Here is a 23,463-nt window from a genome sequence, read left to right as displayed (position 1 = left end):
TAGACGTTGCAGGAGCACCTGCGCTCCTGCAATCGAAGGCGAGATGCGCTTTATTTTTTGCTGTCGAGCAATTCGATTTCAAACACCAGCGGTGTGTAAGGCGCGATCAAATCCCCGGCGCCGTCAGCGCCATACGCCTGACTTGACGGTATTACCAGTCGCCACTTAGCCCCGACTGGCATTTGAGTCAGCGCGCTACGCCATCCCGCTATCACACTGTCCAGACGAAACCACTGTGGCTGCGTGCTTTGATCAAACACAGAGCCATCGGGCAGCCGTCCCATATAGTTCACATTCACCCACCCTTGAGCCTCAGGCTTTGCACCTGTGCCGGGGTTGAGTTCTGTTTGAAGAATGCCGTCCGCCAGCTCACGGGTATGTGGCAGCGCTTTTTCCTTTGCCAAAAACGCGTGCTCGGCCGACAGGGCGCGCTCGATATCAGGCTGAGTGGAGGCAGCGTCGATCCGCGACTGATGTTCCGTCAACACCTGCTCGATGCGTGCATCGCTGAGGGTTAACGGCTTGCCCTGATAAGCTGCGCGCAACCCTTCAATCAAGGCGTCAAGTTGCAGGTCAGGCACCTCTTCGCGCAGGCGTTCTCCCAGACTGGCGCCCAGGCTGTAAGCCAGGTCATGCGCGGCATCGGTCTGTGTTTCCGGCGCTGCGTGGGCCAATGGAGCAAGGCATAAAAAAGTCCATAAAAGATAACGAGCCATGGTCACTCTCCGGCCAAAAGTGCCGGGGATTATGCCAGCCGTGTTGCAGGGCATCGTGTTTTATTTGCTCGGAACAACGGAACGTTTTGAACCGGTAAAAGCCTCCGTTAAATAAACACCGCAGCGGACTAAAGGTTGATCCGGAACAACTTTCTCGACGCCATGCAACGCATAGCTATCGTTAGTGTCAACATGATCTAGCGGCGGTTCATGCAGAGGTCTAGTATGAGCCGCACTCACTTCAGCCAGGAGGTAAACCATGTCGGCCAAAAAGAAGCCCGTTAATACCCCGTTGCACCTGCTCCAACAGCTCTCAGGCAGCTTGCTTGAGCATTTGGAAAACGCTTGCTCCCAAGCGTTGGCTGATGCTGAGAAACTGCTCGCCAAGCTTGAAAAACAGCGCGGCAAAGCTCAGGAAAAACTGCACAAAGCGCGCGCCAAACTGCAAGACGCGGCCAATTCCGGCAAGTCCAAGGCTCAGTCCAAAGCCAAGTCTGCAGTTAAAGAGCTTGAGCAACTGCTTGATGCCCTGAAAGAACGTCAAACAGAAACCCGCGATTACATCCTGCAACTCAAGCGCGACGCTCAAGAAAGCTTGAAGCTCGCTCAAGGTGTAGGCCGGGTCAAGGAAGCTGTTGCCAAAGCGTTGACCACCCGTGACGCCAAGCCTGCTGCCAGTGCCAAGAAGGCTGCTGCAAAAGCGCCCGCCAAAACAGCCGCAAAAGCCCCTGCCAAGGCCCCTGTAAAAGCGGCTGCGAAACCAACGGTTAAAGCAGCGGCGCAAAAACCGGCCACCGCTCGCGCTGTCAAACCTGTGGCTGCTAAAGCCCCAGCCGCTAAGCCTGCTACGAAAGCAGCCAGCGCAAAACCTGCTGCTGCCAAGCCTGCGGCTAAAGCGCCGGTCAAAGCCGCCGCCAAGCCAGCCACCCGCGCCGCCGCCAAACCGGCGCCGAAGCCTGCCGCTAAACCCGCCGCCAAACCAGCAGTTGTCAAACCTGCCGCCGCCAAACCGGCAGTTAAGCCCGCTGCAAAACCTGCGGTCGCCAAACCAGCGGCTAAGCCTGCAGCCAGAAAGCCAGCGGCAACCAAGCCGGCAACAACCGCCAAGCCAGCCGCAACACCTGCTGCAACACCGGCCTCTGCGCCAGCCGCAACGCCCGCTCCAACGCCTGCGACAACCCCCGCGGTTACGCCAACCAGCGCTTCTTAAGCGTGGTTGATTGCGGCACGCAGCGCTTGCAGCGTGTCGCAATCGGGTTGGCCAACAAGGCTGACCAGCTCCCGCAACCAGTTGCATTTCTGTGCTGATTGCCCAGGCAGCCACTTGCGAGTCAATGATTCCAACCGCAACAGCAATGTGCGCTCCGCCTCTAACTCCAACGTTTTGACCTGCATGCGCAAAGTGGCGAGTGCCTCATCGTGCTCAGACGCTTCACGCCATTGCATCCGTAATTGGCGTAAAGGCTGTACGACGTCGCGCTGCCAAGGCTCGGCGCAGGCCTGTAGTTGCGTCAGTCGGCCTTCATTGCAGGCCACGCCGCGCGTTTGCAACCATGCCCCACACAGCAGCAGGCACACATCCATCCCCCGGTTTTGCAGCTCAAGGCAGGCGTGCTCGACGCCGGGCCGCGCATAGAGGTGTAAACAGTAGTTCCACAGGTCAGTGTGCATAGTGCAATTAGCGCCAGTTGAGAGGGAAGCTGGTAGACTCCGCCGCCATTATGATCCGACTTCAGAACCTGACTTTACAGCGTGGCCCGCAACGTCTGCTAGAAGACGCCGAGCTGACGCTGCACGCCGGCCACAAAGCCGGTCTGGTCGGCGCCAACGGCGCCGGTAAATCCACGTTGTTCGCCTTGTTACTGGGTGAGTTGACCCCCGATTCGGGTGATTGTCTGCTCCCTGCCGACTGGCGGATTGCCCACATGCGGCAAGAAATCGACACCCTCGACCGCATTGCGATCGATTACGTGCTCGATGGCGACCAGCGTCTGCGCCAGGTGCAAGCCGATCTGGCCAAGGCCGAGGCGGACGAAGACGGCCCGGCTCAGGCACGCCTGCATGCCGAGCTGGACAGCGCCGACGGCTACACTGCCGACGCCCGTGCGCGCAAAATGCTCGCCGGTCTGGGGTTCACCAACGAACAAATGGATCGCCCGGTCGCCGACTTTTCCGGTGGCTGGCGGATGCGCCTGAACCTGGCGCAAGCCCTCATGTGTCCGTCGGATTTGTTGTTGCTCGATGAACCGACCAACCACTTGGACCTTGATGCCATTTTGTGGCTCGAAGACTTCCTCAAAAGCTACCCGGGCACCTTGCTGCTGATATCCCACGACCGGGATTTTCTCGATGCCGTGGTGGACAACATCGCCCACGTCGATCAGCGCAAAATCACGCTCTACCGCGGCGGTTACACAGCCTTCGAGCGCGCCCGTGCCGAGCGTCTGGCCCAGCAACAGCAGGCCTACGAGAAGCAACAGGCGCAACGCGCGCACATGGAAAGCTACATCGCCCGCTTCAAGGCTCAAGCCACCAAGGCGCGTCAGGCACAAAGCCGGATCAAGGCACTTGAGCGCATGGAAGAACTGAGCGCGGCCCACGTTGATTCGCCGTTCGACTTCGTGTTTCGTGAAGCCGTGAAGCTCTCCAGCCCGCTGCTGGATTTGTCCGATGCCCGCTTGGGGTATGGCGACAAAACCATCCTGGAGAAGGTCAAGCTGCAACTGGTGCCGGGTGCCCGTATCGGTTTGCTGGGCCCCAACGGGGCCGGTAAATCAACCCTGATCAAAAACCTCGCGGGCGAGCTGGAGCCGCTGGCTGGCCGTTTGGCCCGCGGCGAGAACCTGGTCGTAGGCTACTTTGCCCAGCACCAGCTTGATTCGCTGGACGCCAAAGCCAGCCCGCTGCTGCACCTGCAACGACTGGCGCCTACTGAACGCGAACAAACACTGCGCGACTTCCTCGGCGGTTTCGACTTCCGTGGTGCGCGCATCGATGAGCCTGTGCTGAATTTTTCGGGCGGCGAAAAGGCCCGCCTTGCGCTGGCCTTGATCGCGTGGGGCCGCCCTAATCTGTTGCTGCTCGACGAGCCGACCAACCACCTTGATCTCGAAATGCGTCTGGCGCTGACCATGGCTTTGCAAGAGTTCAGCGGTGCGGTGCTGGTGGTATCTCACGACCGGCATTTGCTCAAAAGCACCACCGACGAGTTTCTGCTGGTGGCCGACGGCAAGGTGCAGGAGTTCGACGGCGACCTTGAAGACTACGCACGTTGGCTGGCCGATTACCGTTTGCGCAACGCCCCTGTCAGCACTACGCCGGTCAATCCGGACAAGACTGACAAAAAGGCTCAACGCCAGGCAGCCGCTGCACTGCGTCAGCAATTGGCCCCCCATAAGCGCGAAGCTGACAAGCTTGAGAGCGAGTTGGGTAAGGTCAACGAAAAGCTGGCTAGCATTGAAGTCAGCCTTGGCGACAGTGCGGTGTACGAAGCTGCCCGTAAGGACGAGTTGCGTGAGCTGCTGGCTGAGCAGGCCAAACTCAAGGTGCTGGAAGGTCAGTTGGAAGAACGCTGGATGGAAGCGCTGGAAGTGCTGGAAACCCTTCAGGCAGAGCTTGAGGCCTTGTCCTGATGGAGTCATTGGGCCTCCCTTTACCGGCCGAGTTGATCGCGCCGCTGTGGATTGGCATCCAAATTCTGCTGATTCTCTTGGCGGGTTATTTCCTGCAGCGCGTGATTGCGCGTTTCCTCACACGCCTGGGTGAACGCTACCCGCTGCCGCCACAGCTACTGATGCCACTTCGCGGCGGCTTGCGCTGGTTCATCATGGGCAGCGCGGTCATCTTCGTGCTGGAGCGTCTGGGTGTATCCGCCACGGTCTTGTGGACTGCGCTTTCAGGGTTCGTCGCGGTAGCAGCCATTGCCTTCTTCGCGATGTGGAGCGTGCTGTCCAACCTCTTGTGTGCCGTGCTCATTTTTACCGTCGGACCGTTCCGCATCGGCGACGTAGTCGAGTTACTCGACACGTTGGACAAGCCGGGGGTCAAAGGCCGTGTGGTGGCAATCAACTTGCTGTACACCACCCTGATCGAACCTGCGGAAGCGGGCAGTGGCAGCAGCATGGTGCAAGTGCCCAACAGCCTGTTCTTCCAGCGTTCCGTTCGCCGCTGGCGCGAAGGTGATGTGTAAACAGTCTGCGTTCCCACAGGCTTTAGAGCAAAAAACCAGTGGTTAAATTTCAGCCCGCGCATTAGTTTTAAGGACTTGTTACTGATTTTGTCCGGGAGGTGCGCGATGTCGCTGGAAACGTGGTTGGCCTTTTTTGCGGCGTCATGGGTCATCAGCCTGTCGCCCGGCGCGGGTGCAATTGCTTCAATGTCTTGCGGCCTGCAGTACGGCTTCTGGCGGGGCTATTGGAATGCCATCGGCCTGCAACTGGGGCTGGCCCTGCAAATCGTCATTGTGGCAGCCGGTGTCGGTGCAATCCTCGCGGCTTCTTCAACTGCCTTTTACGCCATCAAGTGGTTCGGCGTGGCCTACCTCATCTACCTTGCCGTCAAGCAATGGCGCGCCTTGCCTGCCGACCTTAGCGACAACGCCGCCGTTCGCCCCATCGGCAAACCGCTGGCGCTGGTGTTTCGCGGCTTTTTGGTGAATGTCAGCAACCCCAAGGCGCTGGTGTTCATGCTGGCGGTGCTGCCGCAGTTCGTTGATCCCCATGCTCCTTTGCTGTCCCAATATTTGATCCTGGGCGCGACCATGATCTGCGTCGACCTGATCGTGATGGCGGGTTACACCGGGCTGGCATCCAAGGTGCTACGGCTGTTGCGTACCCCGAAACAGCAGCGCCGCATGAATCGCACTTTTGCCGGGTTATTCGTAGGTGCAGCAGGTTTTCTGGCGACGTTGCACCGCGCAACGACGTAAAGCCCTTGAGACATTGCGAAGGGAAGTGAACAATGTGTTACTTCTCATTTCCACCCGGATTTTTCCATGACCGCCCGCTCGCGTTTCTTGGCATGGCTGCTGGTGCCCATGCTCGCGTTGTGCAGCCTTGTTGTGTCTGCCAACTCCCCGGAAGGTGCCTCGCAGGCACTTCATCTCATTGATTACATTGGCGCGGATTACCCGCCCACGGTCGAAGATGGAAAGGTCATCGACGAGACCGAATACCGCGAGCAACTGGAATTCCTGGCCGTTCTCAAGGGGCTGATTGCCGACTTGCCTGAACGCCCGGAGCGTGCGGAGCTGACCCAGGGTGTGATGGCTTTGCAGCGCGCTATCGAGCAACGCGAGGACGGCGTTGCCGTAGCCCGTGAAGCGCGTCAATTGGGTGCCAAACTGGCAGTGGCCTATGAGGTGAGCCAGGCGCCTGTGATTACGCCGGATCCCACCCGTGGGGCGCCGCTGTATGCACAGCATTGCTCGGTGTGCCATGGCGAAACGGGAGCCGGGGACGGCCCGGCCGGGGTGGGCATGGCGCCGCCGCCTGCCAACCTGCGCGACGCAGAACGCCTGGATCGCCTGAGTCTCTACGCGATTTACAACACGCTGGGGCTGGGTGTCGAAGGCACGGACATGCCTTCATTTGCGGACCAGCTCGACGAGCGTCAGCGCTGGGACCTGGCTACCTATATCGCAGGCCTGAGTGCTGACCCGAAGGCAGTCAAAGCAGACAAAACTTACAACTTGGCCGATCTTGCCCGTCAAACACCCAATGAAATTCTGGCCGCTGATGGCCCGCAGGCGGCGGCGACTTTCCGTGCGCAGCGCGCACAGCCGCCGCAGGTCGTGCGCGGGCCAGGCCAGTTGCTCGATTACACCGGCGCCACGCTCGACAAAAGCCTTGCGGCGTATCGCGCAGGTGACCGTGAACAAGCTTATGACCTGTCTGTTGCCGCATATCTTGAAGGCTTCGAGCTGGTTGAAAGCTCACTGGATAACGTCGATAGCAACGTCCGGAAAAACACAGAGAAAGCCCTGATGGCGTACCGTCAATCGTTGCAGGATGGCTTGCCCGTCGAGCAGGTTGAGCAACGTCTGGAGGCCGCCAAAGCGCTGCTCAAAGAATCGGCCGGGTTGCTGGGCAGCGATGGCTTGAGTTGGTCGCTGAGCTACATTTCGGGCTTATTGATCCTGCTGCGCGAAGGGCTTGAAGCCATTCTGGTGCTGGCGGCCATCCTCGCGTTCTTGCGCAATACCGGGCAACAGTCTGCCGTTCGCAGTGTCAACATCGGCTGGGGGCTGGCGCTGCTGGCAGGCCTCGCGACGTGGGCGTTGGCCGCGTATGTGATCGACGTCAGCGGCGCGCAACGCGAACTGCTCGAAGGGTGCACCGCGTTGTTTGCCAGCGTCATGGTGTTGTGGCTCGGGGTGTGGATGCATGACCGCCGACATGCTGCAGCGTGGCAGGACTACATCAAAAGCAGCCTGGTCAGTGGCGGCGGGCGCTTCGGTTTTGCGATCCTGGCCTTTTTCTCGGTATACCGCGAATTGTTTGAAGTGATCCTGTTTTACGAAACCCTGTGGCTGCAAGCCGGTCCGGCCGGGCATAACGCGGTGTTGGCGGGCGGCGCCACGGCCTTGGTGCTGTTGATCGGCCTGGCATGGGTCATCCTGCGCGGGTCGGCCAAGTTGCCGTTGGCGATGTTCTTCGGCATCAACGCGGCATTGCTGTGCGCGCTGTCGGTTGTGTTCGCCGGGCATGGCGTGAAAGCGCTGCAAGAAGCCGGGATTTTCGGCACTCGTCCTGTGCCGTTCTTCGAGTTCGACTGGCTGGGCATTCATGCTGATGCCTACTCGCTGGGGGCTCAGGCCATTGCATTGCTGGCGATCATCGTGCTTTACGGCCGCAGCAAACTGGCCGAAAAGCGCAGGCTGCCAGCCTAGCGAGCGCTCAACAGTGTGGACGCTGCCCGGCAGCGCCCACACCCAATGTTCAGGAGAGTGTGCCCATGCGTGTCTGGATCGACGCCGACGCTTGCCCCAAGGCCGCGAAGGATCAAGTCATCAAGTTCGCTTTAAAGCGGCAGTTTGAGGTCGTGCTGGTTGCCGGGCAGAGCCAGGTCAAGCCGACGTATGCGTTAGTCAAATTGATTGTGGTGCCCAGCGGTCCTGATGCCGCCGACGATTATCTGGTTGAGCACGCAGTGCCCGGCGAGCTGGTGATTTGCAGCGACGTGCCGTTGGCAGACCGTTTAGTGAAAAAGGGCGTGGCCGTACTCGATCCGCGTGGTAAAGAGTTCGATGCTCACAACATGGGCGAGCGGCTGGCGGTGCGTAACCTGTTCACGGATCTGCGCGAGCAAGGTCAGGTGGGTGGCGGGCAGGGCGCGTATGGCGAACGCGAGAAACAGGCGTTCGCCAATGCGCTGGATCGAATTTTGACGCGTCTGGCGCGGGTCTGATTAATCGTTTTCGTGGGTCAATTCCAGTACACGGTCGACCATCTTGTTGATGCCCGAGGCGGCTTCGCTGATTGAATTCGCCAGCATGTAGGCGGGAGTGCTTACCAGCTTGCGGGCCTTGTCTTCGACGATCTCGCTGACCTCGCACTCTTGGTGAGTAGCGCCCATTTTGCTCACGGCGGCGGCCGTGTCGGCATCATTACCAATGGTGCAGGTCACGCCAGGGCCATAGATTTTGGCGGCCATGGCAGGTGAGATGCACATCAAGCCCACGGGTTTGCTCGCTTCGGCAAAGGCTTCAGCCAGCGCTAGCACGTCAGGCTGCACGGTACATTCAGCACCTTTAACGGCGAAATCAGACAAATTTTTCGCGGCACCAAACCCGCCGGGTACGATTAAGGCGTCGAAGTCTTCAACGTTCGCCTCGCGAATATCCTTGACCTCGCCACGGGCGATGCGCGCGGACTCAACCAGCACGTTACGCGACTCGTTCATCTCTTCGCCGGTCAGGTGATTGATGACATGCATTTGCGCGATATTGGGTGCGAAGCATTGAACGTGGGCGCCACGCTGATCGAGGCGCAGCAGGGTGATGACGCTTTCGTGGATCTCGGCACCGTCGTAGACGCCGCAGCCCGACAGAATCACGGCAACTTTTTTCTGGGTCATGTGGGTTCTCCTAAAACGTGATACGTGGCGTTAATGTCGCCTGATTTGGCAGCAGATGCCAGAGTGGACAGATCGGGCACACGTCGTTGAATGCTTACTACATGGATCGCTTTCACGCGTCAGTGTTCAGTTTAGAAGAGAGCGGGCAGGCGCTGCGATGGCAACGCCTCGGGAGGGGTGTGTGCGAGCGCACACACGGTATTACTCGGCGGGCGGGGTGTTGGCTTCGGCGGCTTTGTTTTTTTCATCCAGCGCAGTCTGTCGGGCGATGCGCGCATTTTTGAAGCGACGGCGAATCCACAGGCAGATGCCCAGCACCAGCAAGGCGCCCAATACCCACAATTCGTATTTTTTAACGCTGCCGAGCAAGCCTTCCAGCACGGCGCCAAAGTGATACGCGGCGGTGGCCAGGGCGATGGCCCAGATAGCGGCGCCAATGCCGTTGAGCAGTAAATAACGGCCCGGCGGATAACCGGACAAGCCAATGGCGACCGGCATGACGGTGCGCAGCCCATAGACAAAGCGGAAGCTCAGGACCCAGATGTCCGGATGCTTGCGAATGTGCTCCAGCGCCTTGTCGCCCATCAGCTGCCAGCGCGGCTTTCGGGCTAGCAGTTTGCGGCCGTGCTTGCGCCCCAGGAAGTACCACAGCTGGTCGCCGGCGTAACTGCCGAGGAACGCCACGATCATGACCAGTTTGAGGTCCATGTATCCGCGGAACGCCAAGAAGCCTGCGAGTACCAGAATGGTCTCACCTTCAAAGAACGTCCCTAGAAACAGGGCGAAGTAGCCGAATTCTTGAAGAAATTGTTGGAGCATTGTCTGGATGCTGGCGAAATGAACGCGCAGCCTACGCCTTCAAGCGCGTGTATGAAAGTATCGAAATGTGTCTTGGCGTGAACAAATCCTACAATGCACATGGTTTTGACTTACATCATCAGTGTTGTCATCGGGTGTTCATGGTGCGCAGTTATAAAGGTCGCGCGCGTTAAGGCCGAGGGAATTTCTGGTTTTGCCGGTCGTTGGCGATGTGTCGCTACGCACTGAAGACGCTACTAAAGTCGCAGTGGATAAGCGGCAGGCAGCAGTGATGTATCAACAGCTTTAGAACAATTTGAATAAAACACCCTCTAACCAGGCCTCAGCCCGCATAAAGCGCCTCTGAGCGGTTTAATCCCGCAGGCGTTGGTGGCATTCTGGTTGTCAATTTGACTGGCCGCGCCGCTTAACTGTTACGAGAGTCAAACCCGCTCTTATCAGGAACACTCAATGAATACCGAAGGACAGACAGAACTCGTTGCCACCGAACCTCAACCGATTGTTGAGCAGGCCACCCAAACCCCGCCCGAGCCGGAAACCCATGCCCCCGCAGCGGCCGAAAGCCATGGCGCGGCGCACCCGGTGATTGCCATTCCGGGTCTGGATGACAGCAGCCTGTATATCCATCGTGAGTTGTCGCAATTGCAGTTCAACATTCGCGTGCTGGAGCAGGCGCTGGATGAGTCCTACCCGTTGCTGGAGCGGCTGAAATTTCTGCTCATCTTTTCCAGCAACCTCGACGAATTCTTTGAGATCCGGGTCGCGGGCCTGAAAAAACAAATCACGTTCGCCCGCGAACAGGCCGGTGCTGACGGCTTGCAGCCGCATCAAGCGCTGGCGCGGATCAGTGAGCTGGTGCATGGCCATGTGGATCGCCAGTACGCAATCCTTAACGACATCCTGCTGCCCGAACTTGAAAAGCATCAGGTGCGCTTCATCCGTCGGCGTCACTGGAACACTAAAATCAAGGCATGGGTACGCAAGTTCTTCCGCGATGAAATTGCGCCAATCATTACCCCGATCGGTCTTGACCCGACGCACCCGTTTCCGTTGCTGGTAAACAAGAGCCTTAACTTCATCGTCGAGCTTGAAGGCATTGACGCCTTCGGCCGCGATTCGGGTTTGGCGATCATTCCAGCCCCGCGCTTGTTGCCGCGGGTGATTAAAGTGCCGGAAGACGTTGGCGGGCCGGGCGACAACTATGTGTTCCTGTCGTCGATGATTCACGCCCATGCCGATGACCTGTTCCAGGGCATGAAAGTAAAAGGCTGCTATCAATTCCGTCTGACCCGCAACGCCGATCTGGCGGTCGACACCGAAGATGTAGAAGACTTGGCCCGCGCATTGCGTGGCGAGTTGTTCTCGCGTCGTTACGGTGACGCGGTGCGTCTGGAAGTGGCTGATACGTGCCCTAAGCACCTGTCCGATTACCTGCTCAAGCAATTCAACCTGCACGAGACCGAGTTGTACACGGTCAATGGGCCGGTGAACCTTACGCGTCTGTTCAGCATCACCAGCCTGGACAGCCATCCCGAGCTGCAATACACGCCGTTTACACCGGCCATTCCGAAGCTGTTGCAGAACAGCGAAAACATTTTCAGCGTAGTCAGCAAGCAGGACATCTTGCTGCTGCACCCGTTTGAGTCGTTTACCCCGGTCGTCGACTTACTACGACAGGCGGCCAAGGACCCGCATGTACTGGCCGTGCGCCAGACGCTCTACCGCAGCGGCGCCAACTCCGAGATCGTGGATGCGCTGGTGGATGCGGCGCGTAATGGTAAGGAAGTGACGGCGGTGGTTGAGCTGCGTGCGCGTTTTGACGAAGAGTCCAACCTGCAACTGGCCAGCCGTCTGCAAGCGGCGGGCGCGGTGGTGATCTACGGGGTGGTGGGTTTCAAGACCCACGCCAAGATGATGCTGATTTTGCGTCGTGAAGCCGGCGAAATCATGCGTTACGCGCATTTGGGCACCGGCAACTACCACGCCGGTAACGCACGTCTGTACACCGACTACAGCTTGCTGACGTCGGATGATGCACTGTGCGAAGACGTCGGCAAGCTGTTCAGCCAATTGATCGGCATGGGCAAAACCCTGCGCATGAAGAAACTGCTGCATGCGCCATTTACCCTGAAGAAGGGCATGCTGGACATGATTGCCCGGGAAACCCAGTTCGCACTGGAAGGCAAGCCTGCGCACATCATCGCCAAGTTCAACTCGCTGACGGACCCGAAAATCATTCGGGCGTTGTACAAGGCCAGCCAGTCCGGGGTACGTATTGATCTGATCGTGCGCGGGATGTGCTGCCTGCGCCCGGGTATACCGGGCGTGTCGCACAACATTCACGTGCGTTCAATCATCGGCCGCTTTCTGGAACACACGCGGGTGTTCTACTTCCTCAATGGCGGGGAAGAGCAGATGTTCCTGTCGAGTGCGGACTGGATGGAGCGCAACCTCGATAAGCGCGTCGAGACGTGCTTCCCGATTGAAGGCAAAAAGTTGATTCTGCGGGTCAAGAAAGAGCTGGAATGCTACCTGACAGACAACACCCACAGCTGGAGCTTGCAGTCGGACGGGCGTTATATCCGCAACACGCCAACCGGCAACCAAAATCCGCGCAGCGCCCAGGCCACGTTGCTGGAGCGCTTGAGCCTGCCGGTATTGACTGTCAGCACCGGGCCGTCGGTGTAAACCTGCAAGTCGCTGGCGCACAGAGCGCCAGCGACGGTATGCATATGCAGCGTCAGGACACCGTCAACACAATTCCGACCCGAGTCAGCCATTGAGCTTCCTGCTCAAAATCGGCTTGGGTCAGCGGGTTCTGTTCCAGCCAGCCTTCAGGGAATATCACGTCAAGGTGATCGCCATCGGCGCGCAGTTTGACTTGTGACGCTTGCTGGTCGCCACGAATGTGGTGGTACAGAATCGCAAAGCGCAGCAATACGCACAGACGAATCAGCTTGATGCCGTCATCCCCGAATTCAGCAAACTTGTCTTTCGGTATGTTGCGGCGATGACCGCGTACCAGCAGCGCCAGCATTTGCTGATCTTCACGTGAGAATCCGGCCAGATCGGAGTGCTCGATCAGGTAAGCGCCATGTTTGTGGAAATGATAGTGAGCGATGTCGAGACCGACTTCGTGCACCTTGGCCGCCCAGCTCAGCAGTTCACGCCATACGCCGTCTTTCAGGTCCCATGACTTGGCCACTTGATCGAAGGCCCGCAGGGCTTTGCGTTCAACCCGCGCGGCCTGCTCGCGATCGACATGGTAACGGTCCATCAGCGAGCTGAGTGTGCGCTCACGCACGTCTTCGTGGTGGTGACGGCCCAGCAGGTCATACAACACGCCTTCGCGCAGCGCACCGTCGCAGTGGTCCATGCGCTGCAGTTCAAGGGCGTCGAAGATCGCTTCCAGAATCGCCAGCCCGGCCGGGAAGATAGTCCGGCGATCAGGCTTGATGCCTTCAAAGTCGATCTTGTCGACTTCGCCCAGCTTGAACAGTTTGCGCTTGAGCCAAGCCAGGCCTTCGGCGTTGACCTCACCATTGCCGTGACCGCCCGCCTTAAGGGCCAGACCAATGGCGCGAATGGTGCCGGACGAGCCGATGGCTTCATCCCAGCCCAAGCGGTGCAGGGCGTGCTCGATGCTCATGATCTCCAGGCGCGCGGCGGTGTAAGCCTGTGCATAACGTGCCGGGGTGATCTTGCCGTCGCGGAAGTACCGTTGGGTATAACTGACGCAACCCATTTGCAGGCTTTCACGCAGCAATGGCTCAAAGCGTTGGCCGATGATGAATTCAGTACTGCCGCCGCCGATGTCGGCCACCAGGCGCTTGCCCGGCGTGTCGGCGAGGGTGTGCGATACGCCCAGATAAATGAGGCGTGCTTCTTCCCGTCCGGAAATGACTTCAACGGTGTGCCCGAGAATCTCCTCGGCGCGCACGATGAACTCGTTGCGGTTACGGGCTTCACGCAAGGCGTTGGTGCCTACAATCCGCACGGCGCCCAGGGGCATACCGTTGATCAGTTGGGCAAAACGTTTCAGGCAATCGAGCCCGCGCTGCATGGATTCTTCGTTGAGTTTGCGTTCTTCGTCGATGCCGGCAGCTAACTGCACCTTTTCACCAAGACGTTCAAGGATACGGATTTCACCGTTCTGTGCCTTGGCCACCACCATGTGAAAGCTGTTAGAACCCAGATCAATGGCGGCGATCAGGGATGGATTCTTGGCTTGGGATTGGGGCATGGTTGAGGGGTCTCGGTCGATAACGTCGCCATCGTGCCACGATCAAAGGCTCGCGCCAACGCGTGATGTTGGATGGCTTGATAGGGATCAACATTTTTTTCTGAGTGCGTGTCACCGGTTATCTGACCGCTGAGTGGCGGCCGAGTTGTTCAAAACCGTCTACATACGTCGGCTCATGGCTGACTATAGTTATAGTCAATCAAGCGTCAGCTTCCTGAACGCAGTGATGACGGCTATGATGTGCTACGTTTTTGCTTACCACCACGGAGACTTCCATGAGCAGCGATCTTATTAAACATGTCACCGACGCTAGCTTTGAGGCCGATGTTCTCAAGGCTGAAGGCGCCGTACTGGTCGACTACTGGGCTGAATGGTGTGGCCCTTGCAAAATGATCGCGCCAGTTCTGGACGAGATCGCTGAGACGTACAAAGGCAAGCTGACCGTTGCCAAGCTGAACATTGATGAAAACCAGGAAACCCCGGCCAAGCATGGCGTACGTGGTATTCCGACGCTGATGCTGTTCAAGAACGGCAATGTCGAAGCCACCAAGGTGGGTGCGCTGTCGAAGTCGCAATTGGCTGCATTCCTCGACGCCAACATCTAAGTGTCGATAAAAGCCCCGCAAAATGCGGGGCTTTTTCATGGCTCAAGGACTAGACGCTATGAAAAGCAAGTGTTACATTCGGCCCCGCACTGGTTTCTCCACTGCCCCCTGCAAGCCGTCGCCGACGCACTCCTTATCGAATTAGTACGCGATCCTGTCGCCTTCTCTGCGGCGCGGCCTCATTAAGCCAAAAGCTTAATTTCCCCCCTCCATAAATGATTACGTCATTCCTATATGAACCTGACTGAACTCAAGCAAAAGCCGATTACCGAACTGCTCGAATTGGCCGAACAAATGGGCATAGAAAATATGGCCCGTTCGCGCAAGCAGGACGTGATTTTCTCCCTGCTGAAAAAGCACGCGAAAAGCGGCGAGGAAATCTCCGGTGATGGCGTGCTGGAGATCCTCCAGGACGGCTTCGGCTTCCTGCGCTCTGCTGACGCTTCCTATCTTGCCGGCCCTGACGATATTTACGTCTCGCCCAGCCAGATCCGTCGCTTCAACCTGCGCACCGGCGACACCATCGTCGGTAAAATCCGCCCGCCAAAAGAAGGCGAGCGGTACTTCGCCCTGCTGAAGGTCGACACGATCAACTACGATCGTCCTGAGAACGCGAAAAACAAGATTCTCTTCGAGAACCTGACCCCGCTGTTCCCGAACGTTCGCATGAAGATGGAAATCGGTAACGGTTCCACCGAAGACCTGACCGGTCGTGTGATCGACCTCTGCGCGCCAATCGGTAAAGGTCAGCGCGGTCTGATCGTTGCTCCGCCAAAAGCGGGCAAGACCCTCATGCTGCAGAACATCGCGTCGAACATTTCGCGTAACAACCCTGAAGTTCACTTGATCGTGCTGTTGATCGACGAGCGTCCTGAGGAAGTGACCGAAATGCAGCGTACGGTACGCGGCGAAGTGGTTGCGTCGACGTTCGACGAACCGCCAACCCGCCACGTGCAGGTGGCTGAAATGGTGATCGAGAAGGCCAAGCGCCTTGTTGAACACAAAAAGGACGTGGTGATCCTGCTTGACTCCATCACCCGCCTGGCCCGCGCCTACAACACTGTGATCCCGAGCTCCGGCAAGGTATTGACCGGTGGTGTTGATGCACACGCCCTTGAGAAGCCAAAGCGTTTCTTCGGTGCGGCACGTAACATCGAAGAAGGCGGGTCGCTGACCATCATCGCCACCGCGCTGGTTGAAACCGGCTCGAAGATGGATGAAGTGATCTACGAAGAGTTCAAGGGCACCGGCAACATGGAGCTGCCCCTGGACCGCAAGATCGCTGAAAAGCGCGTCTTCCCTGCGATCAACATCAACCGCTCCGGCACCCGCCGTGAAGAGTTGCTGACCGCAGACGACGAGCTGCAACGCATGTGGATTCTGCGCAAGCTGTTGCACCCGATGGACGAAGTCGCCGCCATTGAGTTCTTGATCGACAAGCTGAAACAGACCAAGACCAACGACGAGTTCTTCCTGTCGATGAAACGCAAGTAACACGGTTTCTCGACCCTAAAAATGGCGCCCTGCACGGGCGCCATTTTTTTTAGTCATAAAAAAGGGAGGTTTATGCTTAACTCCGGTCAATAAAAACAATGTATTAGCGGGTTTCGAGCGTTATGACTTCTCTTGTTTATCGCAGGGATATTGATGGCCTGCGCGCAGTGGCTGTACTTGCAGTAGTGCTGTTTCACTTTGGTGTGCCCGGTTTTTCCGGTGGTTTTGTTGGCGTCGATGTGTTCTTCGTCATTTCCGGTTATCTGATTACTTCAATCATTTGGCGTCAGCGGGAAGCCGGACGTTTCAGCTTCGTTGAGTTCTGGGCACGTCGTGCGCGCCGGATCTTGCCCGCTTTGTTTGTGTTGCTGGCGGCGGTATTGGTGGCGGGCTGGTTCCTGATGGCGCCCAAGGACTACGAAGAACTGGGGCGCTCGGTGCGCTACCAAGTGATGTTCGTGTCCAACCTGCTGTTTATGCGCCAAGAGGGTTACTTCGATGCCGCCAGCGACCTGAAGCCGTTGCTTCATACGTGGTCATTGGCGGTTGAAGAGCAGTTCTACATCATCTTCCCGTTGATACTGACGTTGCTTTCAAGCCGTTTCAGGCACTGGCGCATGGCGTTGTTTAGCCTGTTACTGATCTCGTTTGGCTTGAGCGTCTGGGCCGTGGCGCATCACCCGGAGAAAGCGTTTTTCCTGCTGCCGATGCGTGCGTGGGAATTACTGGCCGGTGCCATGCTGGCCATCGCCCCTGAGCGCAAAAAACGTCTCACGCAAACCGCGGCGCAATGCTTCAGCCTTTTGGGGCTGGCGCTGATATTGGTGGCGGTCTTCGGCTATGACAAAAGCACTCCTTTCCCCGGCGCGGCAGCATTATTGCCTGTGCTGGGCGTTGTGGCGCTGATCTGGGCCAACGAGCATCGCCGTACGTGGGTTGGGCAGTTCTTAAGCACCCGCTTGATGGTCGGTCTGGGGCTGATTTCTTATTCCTGGTACTTGTGGCATTGGCCGGTGTTCGTGTTTGGCAGTTATGCCAGCGTGGACGACTTCAGCCCCGCGTTGACCGCTGCGCTGATCGCACTGACGTTGATCCTGGGCTATTTGTCCTGGCGATTTGTGGAAACCCCGTTTCGTGAACGTCGATTGCTGGCCGGGCGTCGTCAGATTCTGATCGCCGCCGCTGTGGGCATTGTGGTGCTGGGGCTGGCAGGGCAAGCGCTGCGCTGGACTGACGGCTTGCCGTCCCGTTTGTCAGAGCAGGCGTTGCAATATGCCAACGCCAGTAAATGGCGGCCCGAGCTGATGGCCTGCATCACTGACGATAAAAGTCCCGCCGACACGCCTTTTTGCCGCTATGGCGCCTTAGACAGGCCCGCTCAGTTGTTGGTATGGGGTGATAGCCACGCCACGGCGTTGATTCCTGCGCTGGACGAAAGCGCCCAGCAGTACGGGGTCACTGTCATGTTGGCCAGTTCGGCAGGCTGTTTGCCGCTCCAAGGGCTGGAGCATGGCGAACGTTGCGCCCAGTACAATCGACGCGTGGAACAGACGCTCAATAGCGAACCCGTCGGTGACGTAATGCTGGTGGCACGCTGGAGCCTGTACCTCGATGGCGACGCCAAAGGTGACAAAGGCCATGCGCTCAAAGCGGCGGATGGTCATTACGACCGGGCTGTTGCCGAGCAACGGTTGGCGGACGGTTTGCGAACGCGCATTAATGAGCTGCGCACAGCCGGGCATCGCGTGTGGTTGATGAAAGAAGCCCCGCTGCAGCCGTTTAATCCTCCGTACCGTTTAAGTCGACTGGCAATGTTGCACCAGCCGACGGCGGGCACCGGTTTTGCGCTGAGTGAGCACCTTAAACAGAAGGCGTTTATCAACCAGCTATTCGCTCAACTCGCTGCCAACGACCCCGGTGTCAAGGTTTTGGACCCTACGCCGCAATTGTGTGACGACACGGGCTTATGCCGGGCCGAGCAAGACGGTCATTCGTTGTATACCGACGACAATCACCTGTCCGAGGTGGGCGCCCGGTTACTGCTGCCTGTGTTGGCTCCGCTGTTCCAAGAGGTGGCGGGTGCCAAGGCACTGGAGGTGAAGTGAGCTCAAATCCGCCCGCCCAGCAGCGATAAGCTGCCAGCGGGCGGCATTGCAGGTAGGATGTACGCCTATTTTGAGGGTGCCAACGTCAATGAAATTCAAGGATCTTCGGGATTTCGTGCAGCAGCTAGAGCAGCGCGGAGAGTTGAAACGCATCCAGATTCCCGTCTCTCCAGTGCTGGAGATGACCGAAATCTGCGACCGCACGCTGCGCGCCAAAGGCCCGGCGTTGCTGTTCGAAAACCCGACCGGCCACACGATCCCGGTACTCGGTAACCTGTTCGGCACGCCTGAGCGCGTGGCCATGGGCATGGGTGCTGAGTCCGTCAGCGAGCTGCGTGAAATCGGCAAATTGCTGGCGTTCCTTAAGGAGCCAGAGCCGCCGAAAGGTCTGAAGGACGCGTGGTCCAAACTGCCGATCTTCCGCAAGATCATCTCCATGGCCCCGAAAGTCGTGAAAGACGCGGTGTGCCAGGAAGTGGTGATTGAAGGCGATGATGTCGATCTGGCCATGCTGCCGGTTCAACACTGCTGGCCGGGCGATGTGGCGCCGTTGATTACCTGGGGCCTGACCGTCACCAAAGGACCGAACAAGGATCGCCAGAACCTTGGCATCTACCGTCAGCAAGTGATTGGCCGTAATAAAGTCATCATGCGCTGGCTGAGCCACCGTGGCGGTGCGCTGGATTACCGCGAATGGTGCGAGAAACACCCCGGCCAGCCATTCCCTGTTTCTGTGGCATTGGGCGCCGACCCGGCAACCATTCTTGGCGCGGTGACACCGGTGCCTGACAGCCTGTCCGAATACGCCTTTGCCGGGTTATTGCGCGGCAACCGGACCGAGCTGGTCAAATGCCGCGGCAACGACCTGCAAGTCCCCGCCACGGCTGAAATCATCCTTGAAGGCGTGATTCACCCCGGCGAAATGGCCCCGGAAGGCCCGTACGGTGACCACACCGGTTACTACAACGAAGTGGACAGCTTCCCTGTCTTCACCGTTGAGCGCATCACCCATCGGGTCAAGCCGATTTACCACAGCACCTACACAGGCCGTCCACCGGATGAGCCCGCGATTCTGGGTGTGGCCCTGAACGAAGTGTTTGTACCGATCCTGCAAAAGCAGTTCCCGGAAATCACCGACTTCTACTTGCCGCCTGAAGGCTGTTCGTATCGCATGGCCATCGTGACCATGAAGAAATCGTACCCGGGGCACGCCAAGCGGGTGATGCTCGGTGTGTGGTCATTTTTGCGCCAGTTTATGTACACCAAGTTCGTGATCGTGACCGATGACGACATTAATGCCCGCGACTGGAACGACGTGATCTGGGCCATTACCACGCGCATGGACCCCAAGCGCGACACGGTGATGATCGACAACACGCCAATCGACTACCTTGATTTCGCCTCGCCGGTGTCCGGTCTGGGTTCGAAGATGGGGCTCGATGCGACCAATAAATGGCCGGGCGAGACCACGCGCGAATGGGGACGGGTCATCGTCAAGGACGAGGCAGTGACACGCCGGGTCGATGACATCTGGAATCAATTGGGAATAGATTGATGCGAGTAACCTTGCAGCCGTCAGGCGCGGTGTTGGATACCTTGCCCGGCGAGCCGATTCTGAATGCGGCGCAGCGCCTGGGCTATGAATGCCCGCAAAGCTGTCGCAACGGTAATTGCCATGTGTGCGCCGCCTTGCTGGTTGAAGGGCGCGTGCAGCAAGCGGGCGAGATACGTGACCATGGCGAGATCTACACCTGCCTGGCGCAACCGCAGGAAGACTGCGTCGTGTTGTGGGATGGCGTGCTTGCCTTGGGAGAGTTGCCGGTGCGCAGCCTGACGTGCCAGTTGGTTGATTGCGTAGAAATGGGCGGCGATGTGTGGCGGGTGCGCTTGCGTGCGCCCGCCGGCAAGCCGCCGCGTTATTACGCGGGCCAATATGTGATGCTGGAGCGTGAGAACGGTGAGAAATCCGCGTTCTCGCTGGCCAGCGCGCCACATGCCGGACGTGACCTTGAGCTGCACGTGTTGGTGCGTGAAGACAGCGCCCGCAGCCTGATTGAGCAACTGCAACGCAACAAAATGATCCGGGTTGAAATGCCGTTCGGTGATACACACTTGTCCCAGTTGCCCGATGGCCCGCTGGTACTGATCGCTGCGGGCACCGGTATGGCGCAAATGCACAGCCTGATCGAGCATTGCCGTGAGAAAGGTTTCCCGCACCCCGTGCATCTTTACTGGGGTGTACGTCGTCCTGAAGACTTCTACACCCTGGAAGAGTGGGACGCGTGGCAGCAGATCCCCAACCTGCATTTGCACAAGGTCGTGAGTGATCTGTGCGGATGGGAAGGGCGCTGTGGGTTGTTGCACGAAGCTGTGTGCGAAGACATCCGCGATCTGCGCTCTGTTTTCGTCTATGCGAGCGGCTCTCCGGCGATGATTTACGGCACCCTCGACGCCTTGGTTGCGGCAGGGATGGACGCCCACCAAATGCGTGCCGACGTCTTCGCATACAGCCCACGGCCTTGATACGTCTCGTGCAGCCTGTCGCAGCCTTGTGCTTCGACAGCGACTGCACAAGTTGGCTATAGCGCGAGGCGGAAATGCGTTCCTCTCAGCGATTAAAAACGTAACCCCGTTGTCACCATCGCGGCATTGAAACCGAGCAACACCAGCTCGGTGGCGACCGGGCCATAGTGAACACCCACGGACGGAATGATCACGGGCGCTACGCCAAAACGATTGAGTGGGATTTTGTCCTGATACTTCCCGTGATAGCCCTCCAGTAGCCCCCCCGTTACTTTCAAGTACACGGGATAAGTCTCGCTGTCGAAGCGCTTTCCGGCGTAGGCGTAGTACGACCGTTGCCTGAACGAGTTACGAAACGTCGCTCCACCCGCCAGCCAGCCTGAGCGGTGATGGTACTCAAGGCCGATCAGGTCCTGGTTGTTGTTGTGCTCGGGGTCGGGCGAAAAGTGCCTGGTGTAGACGCTGGTTTGAACGTACCAAAAGTCCTGATCCTGCTGTTGCGCTTCATCATGCGCCATCGCGGCGCTGGCGTTGACCAACATCAACAAGCCACAGATTCCGTATTTCTTCATGCATAGGCCTCTGTTGGCAGTTTGGCGTGCGCCAGTGGCGGGTCACTATAAAGAGGTCGTTGGCCGCAAACCTGAACCTGACTGGAACAGATCGACGGCTTCGGGTTTCAGCGTAGCGCCGATTCGTGACCCGGTAGCCATATGTCAGGCCAAGCGCGTCATTTCACATTCAGTGCTATAAGATTCAGCACGTTATGATGTGGACATCCTGCAAGTGCGCAAGGCCTGTACCCATTCGTTATGACTGTCACTGAACCGACCTGCTTGACCCTCGCCTATCCGCCGCGACTTGATCTCGGGGCGCCGCTGACTCCCGAACAATTGCGCAGCTCGCTGCTCGGTACCATGGCGCGCCACAAAGGCGGGCCGGTGTGGTTATTTGCCTATGGCTCACTGATCTGGCGCCCCGAATGTTCAGCAGTCGAGCGCGTTCGTGGCCGTGTGCATGGCTACCATCGAGGGCTGTACGTGTGGTCTCACGAACACCGTGGTACCCCGCAGTTGCCGGGGCTGGTGTTCGGGCTGGACCGGGGCGGGTCGTGCAGCGGGTTTGCTTATCGGCTGCCGGAAGAAAACCTCGATGCAGCACTCTATGCCTTGTGGCTACGAGAGATGCCCGTGCCGTCTTACCGGCCGCACTGGCTCACCTGCCGTCTTGAAGATGGCTCTCAGGTGCAGGCATTGGGTTTTGTGCTGGAGCGGCATCTGCCCAGCTATGCGGGCAATCTGCCAGATGACGTACTGGGGCAGGTGTTGGCCAACGCCTGCGGGCGTTACGGCACCACTCGCGATTATGTGGAGCAGACCGTAAGCGCCCTGCGCAGCCACGCCATGCCAGACCGGAATCTGGAGGCGCGGCTCAAGCGCTGTGGATCAATCAAGCCTTAAGCGTTGCGCGCTTCGCTGGCTACTTTCTTGTGGCGCAGGGTGGGGATCATGAACGCGATCGCCAACAGGCACGCACTGATCAACAGTACGAAGCCGCCATCCCAGCCGAAGTGGTCAACCAGATAACCCATCGCTGCGCTGGCCGCCACCGACCCCCCCAAGTAACCGAACAGCCCGGTGAAGCCAGCTGCCGTACCTGCGGCTTTCTTGGGTGCCAGTTCCAGAGCCTGCAAACCGATCAGCATCACTGGCCCGTAAATCAGGAAGCCAATGGAGAACAGCGCGATCATGTCGATGCTCGGGTTGCCCGGCGGGTTGAGCCAGTACACCAGCGTCGCGACCGTCACCAGTGCCATAAACACGATGCCGGTCAGCCCACGGTTGCCCCGGAAGATTTTGTCCGACATCCAGCCGCACAGCAGCGTCCCCGGGATACCCGCCCACTCATAGAAAAAGTATGCCCACGACGTGGTGTCCACGGTGAAGTGCTTGGCTTCCTTAAGGTAGGTTGGCGCCCAGTCCAGCACGCCGTAGCGCAGCAGGTAGACGAACACGTTAGCCATGGCGATGTACCAGAGCATTTTGTTGCGCAGCACGTATTTGATGAAAATTTCTTTGGCGCTGAATTCGTCTTCGTGGCTGGCGTCATACCCGGCCGGGTAATCGTTTTTGTACTGCTCAATTGGCGGCAAACCGACGGATTGCGGCGTATCGCGCATGGTCACAAAGGCAAACAATGCCACCAGCAATGCAACGGTAGCAGGTACGTAAAACGCGGCGTGCCAATCGTTAAACCATGCCATGCCCAGCAAGAACAGCGGGCCAATCAGGCCGCCGCCCACGTTGTGCGCCACGTTCCACACAGACACCACGCCGCCGCGCTCTTTCTGCGACCACCAGTGCACCATGGTCCGGCCGCTGGGCGGCCAACCCATGCCCTGCGCCCAACCGTTGATAAACAACAGAATGAACATCATGGTCACGCTGGACGTTGCCCAAGGCGCGAAACCGAAAATGAACATCACGGCCGCTGAAATCATTAGGCCAAACGGCAGGAAGAACCTCGGGTTGGAGCGATCGGACACCAGGCCCATGAGGAACTTCGACAAGCCATAAGCGATGGCGATTGCCGACATGGCCACACCCAGTTGACCCCGGGTGTACCCCTCGTCAATCAAGTACGGCATGGCCAGCGAGAAGTTTTTACGCAGCAGGTAGTAGCCTGCATAACCAAAAAAGATACCGGCGAAAATCTGCCATCGCAGGCGTCGATAGGTGCTGTCTATTTTTTCGGCAGGCAGCGGTGCCTGATGTGCGGCAGGTCGGAAAAAGGCAAACATTCAAGAGCTCCAAATTTCTTGTTATATCGGCGGGCCCGAACGTTACATTTTCGTTACCGAAAATGACAGGTCTTCTCATCTG

Annotated in this window: 20 protein-coding genes; 13 read left to right on the top strand and 7 right to left on the bottom strand. The window is 58.3% G+C overall.

Annotated features, from left to right (window positions below):
* Positions 1-50 precede the first annotated feature (50 nt).
* Positions 51-716 carry an FKBP-type peptidyl-prolyl cis-trans isomerase gene (locus tag HBN68_RS20510; RefSeq protein ID WP_169964641.1) on the bottom strand — a complete coding sequence of 222 codons (666 nt, stop codon included), beginning with the start codon at positions 714-716 and terminating at the stop codon, positions 51-53.
* A gap of 259 nt (positions 717-975) precedes the next feature.
* Between HBN68_RS20510 and HBN68_RS20505 the strand changes: the two genes are divergently transcribed.
* Complete coding sequence (locus HBN68_RS20505; RefSeq protein ID WP_169964639.1) at positions 976-1,926, top strand: AlgP family protein; 951 nt, start codon at positions 976-978, stop codon at positions 1,924-1,926.
* On the opposite strand, the gene HBN68_RS20500 is transcribed toward HBN68_RS20505, so the two are convergent.
* Positions 1,923-2,387, bottom strand: a complete 465-nt coding sequence (locus HBN68_RS20500) for a TIGR02444 family protein (RefSeq protein WP_169964637.1) — start codon at positions 2,385-2,387, stop codon at positions 1,923-1,925. The genes HBN68_RS20505 and HBN68_RS20500 overlap by 4 nt on opposite strands.
* Positions 2,388-2,437: 50 nt before the next feature.
* On the opposite strand from HBN68_RS20500, the gene HBN68_RS20495 reads away from it, so the two are divergent.
* From HBN68_RS20495 to HBN68_RS20475, 5 genes are all read left to right on the top strand, one after another.
* Positions 2,438-4,348: an ATP-binding cassette domain-containing protein gene (locus tag HBN68_RS20495; protein ID WP_094993277.1), complete on the top strand. Its 1,911-nt coding sequence runs from the start codon at positions 2,438-2,440 to the stop codon at positions 4,346-4,348.
* Positions 4,348-4,905, top strand: coding sequence for a mechanosensitive ion channel family protein (locus HBN68_RS20490; protein ID WP_094993276.1), 558 nt, complete (start codon positions 4,348-4,350; stop codon positions 4,903-4,905). Before HBN68_RS20495 ends, HBN68_RS20490 begins: the two co-directional genes overlap by 1 nt.
* Positions 4,906-5,010: 105 nt before the next feature.
* Complete coding sequence (locus tag HBN68_RS20485) at positions 5,011-5,643, top strand: LysE family transporter (protein ID WP_169964635.1); 633 nt, start codon at positions 5,011-5,013, stop codon at positions 5,641-5,643.
* A gap of 66 nt (positions 5,644-5,709) precedes the next feature.
* Positions 5,710-7,605: a cytochrome c/FTR1 family iron permease gene (locus HBN68_RS20480; RefSeq protein ID WP_094993274.1), complete on the top strand. Its 1,896-nt coding sequence runs from the start codon at positions 5,710-5,712 to the stop codon at positions 7,603-7,605.
* Positions 7,606-7,670: 65 nt separating this feature from the next.
* On the top strand, positions 7,671-8,123 hold the full coding sequence (locus HBN68_RS20475; RefSeq protein WP_094993273.1) for a YaiI/YqxD family protein: 453 nt from the start codon (positions 7,671-7,673) through the stop codon (positions 8,121-8,123).
* On the opposite strand, the gene elbB is transcribed toward HBN68_RS20475, so the two are convergent.
* Both elbB and HBN68_RS20465 read right to left on the bottom strand, forming a co-directional pair.
* The gene (elbB, locus tag HBN68_RS20470; protein ID WP_094993272.1) at positions 8,124-8,792 is read right to left on the bottom strand and encodes an isoprenoid biosynthesis glyoxalase ElbB; all 669 of its coding nucleotides are present in this window, start codon (positions 8,790-8,792) and stop codon (positions 8,124-8,126) included.
* Between the two features lie 201 nt (positions 8,793-8,993).
* On the bottom strand, positions 8,994-9,611 hold the full coding sequence (locus HBN68_RS20465; protein ID WP_094993271.1) for a DedA family protein: 618 nt from the start codon (positions 9,609-9,611) through the stop codon (positions 8,994-8,996).
* 450 nt (positions 9,612-10,061) lie between these two features.
* Between HBN68_RS20465 and ppk1 the strand changes: the two genes are divergently transcribed.
* A complete protein-coding gene (gene ppk1 / locus HBN68_RS20460; protein WP_169964633.1) occupies positions 10,062-12,299 on the top strand; it encodes a polyphosphate kinase 1 in 2,238 nt (745 codons plus the stop codon).
* Between the two features lie 52 nt (positions 12,300-12,351).
* Here the strand turns inward: ppk1 and ppx are convergent, their stop codons facing one another.
* The gene (gene ppx / locus HBN68_RS20455; RefSeq protein WP_094993269.1) at positions 12,352-13,854 is read right to left on the bottom strand and encodes an exopolyphosphatase; all 1,503 of its coding nucleotides are present in this window, start codon (positions 13,852-13,854) and stop codon (positions 12,352-12,354) included.
* Between the two features lie 275 nt (positions 13,855-14,129).
* Here ppx and trxA point away from each other — a divergent pair, with 275 nt between their 5' ends.
* The 5 genes from trxA (at position 14,130) to HBN68_RS20430 (ending at position 20,581) form a co-directional block, all read left to right on the top strand.
* Positions 14,130-14,459 carry a thioredoxin TrxA gene (gene trxA, locus HBN68_RS20450; protein ID WP_016783018.1) on the top strand — a complete coding sequence of 110 codons (330 nt, stop codon included), beginning with the start codon at positions 14,130-14,132 and terminating at the stop codon, positions 14,457-14,459.
* 234 nt (positions 14,460-14,693) lie between these two features.
* Positions 14,694-15,953 (top strand): transcription termination factor Rho, encoded by a 1,260-nt coding sequence (rho, locus tag HBN68_RS20445; protein ID WP_047291176.1) that lies wholly within the window; start codon positions 14,694-14,696, stop codon positions 15,951-15,953.
* Positions 15,954-16,075: 122 nt separating this feature from the next.
* Positions 16,076-18,058, top strand: coding sequence for an acyltransferase family protein (locus tag HBN68_RS20440; protein ID WP_169964631.1), 1,983 nt, complete (start codon positions 16,076-16,078; stop codon positions 18,056-18,058).
* 88 nt (positions 18,059-18,146) lie between these two features.
* On the top strand, positions 18,147-19,613 hold the full coding sequence (gene ubiD, locus HBN68_RS20435) for a 4-hydroxy-3-polyprenylbenzoate decarboxylase (RefSeq protein ID WP_094993267.1): 1,467 nt from the start codon (positions 18,147-18,149) through the stop codon (positions 19,611-19,613).
* Positions 19,613-20,581 carry a CDP-6-deoxy-delta-3,4-glucoseen reductase gene (locus tag HBN68_RS20430; protein ID WP_094993266.1) on the top strand — a complete coding sequence of 323 codons (969 nt, stop codon included), beginning with the start codon at positions 19,613-19,615 and terminating at the stop codon, positions 20,579-20,581. Before ubiD ends, HBN68_RS20430 begins: the two co-directional genes overlap by 1 nt.
* 92 nt (positions 20,582-20,673) lie before the next feature.
* Here the strand turns inward: HBN68_RS20430 and HBN68_RS20425 are convergent, their stop codons facing one another.
* A complete protein-coding gene (locus HBN68_RS20425) occupies positions 20,674-21,153 on the bottom strand; it encodes a sn-glycerol-3-phosphate transporter (protein ID WP_169964629.1) in 480 nt (159 codons plus the stop codon).
* 240 nt (positions 21,154-21,393) lie between these two features.
* On the opposite strand from HBN68_RS20425, the gene HBN68_RS20420 reads away from it, so the two are divergent.
* Complete coding sequence (locus HBN68_RS20420; protein WP_094993265.1) at positions 21,394-22,041, top strand: gamma-glutamylcyclotransferase; 648 nt, start codon at positions 21,394-21,396, stop codon at positions 22,039-22,041.
* Here HBN68_RS20420 and glpT read toward each other — a convergent pair.
* Positions 22,038-23,381, bottom strand: a complete 1,344-nt coding sequence (gene glpT, locus HBN68_RS20415; RefSeq protein ID WP_094993264.1) for a glycerol-3-phosphate transporter — start codon at positions 23,379-23,381, stop codon at positions 22,038-22,040. The genes HBN68_RS20420 and glpT overlap by 4 nt on opposite strands.
* Between the last annotated feature and the right edge of the window lie 82 nt (positions 23,382-23,463).

Source organism: Pseudomonas sp. WS 5078 (assembly GCF_012985745.1).
In the GTDB taxonomy this organism is placed as follows: domain Bacteria; phylum Pseudomonadota; class Gammaproteobacteria; order Pseudomonadales; family Pseudomonadaceae; genus Aquipseudomonas; species Aquipseudomonas lundensis_A.
This window is presented reverse-complemented; position numbering and strand designations above follow the sequence as displayed.

Bases quoted from the DNA above. Each gene is read 5' to 3' on its own strand.
- elbB (WP_094993272.1), bottom strand. From the start codon at position 8,792: ATGACCCAGAAAAAAGTTGCCGTGATTCTGTCGGGCTGCGGCGTCTAC.
- HBN68_RS20475 (WP_094993273.1), top strand. From the start codon at position 7,671: ATGCGTGTCTGGATCGACGCCGACGCTTGCCCCAAGGCCGCGAAGGAT.
- ppk1 (WP_169964633.1), top strand. From the start codon at position 10,062: ATGAATACCGAAGGACAGACAGAACTCGTTGCCACCGAACCTCAACCG.
- HBN68_RS20430 (WP_094993266.1), top strand. From the start codon at position 19,613: ATGCGAGTAACCTTGCAGCCGTCAGGCGCGGTGTTGGATACCTTGCCC.
- HBN68_RS20425 (WP_169964629.1), bottom strand. From the start codon at position 21,153: ATGAAGAAATACGGAATCTGTGGCTTGTTGATGTTGGTCAACGCCAGC.
- HBN68_RS20440 (WP_169964631.1), top strand. From the start codon at position 16,076: ATGACTTCTCTTGTTTATCGCAGGGATATTGATGGCCTGCGCGCAGTG.
- HBN68_RS20505 (WP_169964639.1), top strand. From the start codon at position 976: ATGTCGGCCAAAAAGAAGCCCGTTAATACCCCGTTGCACCTGCTCCAA.
- HBN68_RS20495 (WP_094993277.1), top strand. From the start codon at position 2,438: ATGATCCGACTTCAGAACCTGACTTTACAGCGTGGCCCGCAACGTCTG.
- HBN68_RS20480 (WP_094993274.1), top strand. From the start codon at position 5,710: ATGACCGCCCGCTCGCGTTTCTTGGCATGGCTGCTGGTGCCCATGCTC.
- rho (WP_047291176.1), top strand. From the start codon at position 14,694: ATGAACCTGACTGAACTCAAGCAAAAGCCGATTACCGAACTGCTCGAA.
- HBN68_RS20420 (WP_094993265.1), top strand. From the start codon at position 21,394: ATGACTGTCACTGAACCGACCTGCTTGACCCTCGCCTATCCGCCGCGA.
- ubiD (WP_094993267.1), top strand. From the start codon at position 18,147: ATGAAATTCAAGGATCTTCGGGATTTCGTGCAGCAGCTAGAGCAGCGC.
- HBN68_RS20500 (WP_169964637.1), bottom strand. From the start codon at position 2,387: ATGCACACTGACCTGTGGAACTACTGTTTACACCTCTATGCGCGGCCC.
- HBN68_RS20465 (WP_094993271.1), bottom strand. From the start codon at position 9,611: ATGCTCCAACAATTTCTTCAAGAATTCGGCTACTTCGCCCTGTTTCTA.
- HBN68_RS20510 (WP_169964641.1), bottom strand. From the start codon at position 716: ATGGCTCGTTATCTTTTATGGACTTTTTTATGCCTTGCTCCATTGGCC.
- HBN68_RS20490 (WP_094993276.1), top strand. From the start codon at position 4,348: ATGGAGTCATTGGGCCTCCCTTTACCGGCCGAGTTGATCGCGCCGCTG.
- trxA (WP_016783018.1), top strand. From the start codon at position 14,130: ATGAGCAGCGATCTTATTAAACATGTCACCGACGCTAGCTTTGAGGCC.
- glpT (WP_094993264.1), bottom strand. From the start codon at position 23,381: ATGTTTGCCTTTTTCCGACCTGCCGCACATCAGGCACCGCTGCCTGCC.
- ppx (WP_094993269.1), bottom strand. From the start codon at position 13,854: ATGCCCCAATCCCAAGCCAAGAATCCATCCCTGATCGCCGCCATTGAT.
- HBN68_RS20485 (WP_169964635.1), top strand. From the start codon at position 5,011: ATGTCGCTGGAAACGTGGTTGGCCTTTTTTGCGGCGTCATGGGTCATC.